We start from the raw sequence: 784 nt of genomic DNA, 5'->3' as shown, positions 1-784 counted from the left end.
CTGCTCTGGTGACGGCTGCTGGATTTCAAGGGGAGAGGCAGACATGGGCAAACACCACTCAGCGTGTCCCTAGTGTAACGGAGTCAGCAACGGAAGAAGGGCGATCGCTGGAGCCGCCGTTAAGACATCTGTCAGGTCTGCCTAAGCGATCGCCTCGGGATCTACACCCAGCTCTCGCAACTTCGCCGCCAGCTTTTCATTGCGCTCTTCTGGCGTCTCAATGAGCTGTCCGGTCGTGGAGAAAAATCGCAGTTGGTCGTGATGCACTCCTAACCAGAGCTGCAGTTGCTGACTCCACAAGTGTCCCTGCTCATTGGGTGAGAGCGCTTCATATTGGCCATCGACCAAATGAAATCCCTGAAATTCAAAAGTGTCAGGACTAAACCAGAAATAGTCTGGCGTGCGGAAGATATCTTGGTAAATCTGTTTTTTCAGCTCGCGATCGGTGTTGGCTGTACTGTCTGACAGCAGCTCTACAATCACGTGGGGATATTGCCCCCCCTCTTCCCACACCACCCAGCTCTTGCGAGGCCGTTTTTCTGCCCCCAACACCACAAAAAAATCTGGGCCGCGAAAGTCCTCTGACTTACGCTGCTCAGGGCTGTAGTAAATCGTTAAATTGCCGGACGCATAAAAATCTTGTCGATCTGCCCAAAATTGCTTGAGAAGACGAATGAGCAGATCGATTTGATCGCGATGCAAGTCAGTTTCCAAGGGCGGTTCGTCACTGTAGAGGTCACCGGGTGGAAAGATTATATCGGCTGACTGAGCCTGCTCTGGTGAC

1 protein-coding gene is annotated in these 784 nt (G+C 52.4%); it reads right to left on the bottom strand.

Features of this window, described 5'->3' with window-relative positions; translation table 11 throughout:
- Nucleotides 1-141: 141 nt before the first annotated feature.
- Nucleotides 142-784 (bottom strand): Uma2 family endonuclease (locus JUK32_RS02665; RefSeq protein ID WP_239112264.1); only part of this gene is annotated, 643 nt, incomplete at its 5' end.

This window comes from Halomicronema sp. CCY15110 (genome assembly GCF_016888165.1).
Lineage (GTDB): Bacteria > Cyanobacteriota > Cyanobacteriia > Phormidesmidales > Phormidesmidaceae > Halomicronema.
Note: the sequence above shows the minus strand (reverse complement) of the source record. Positions and strands in the feature narration are given on the sequence as shown.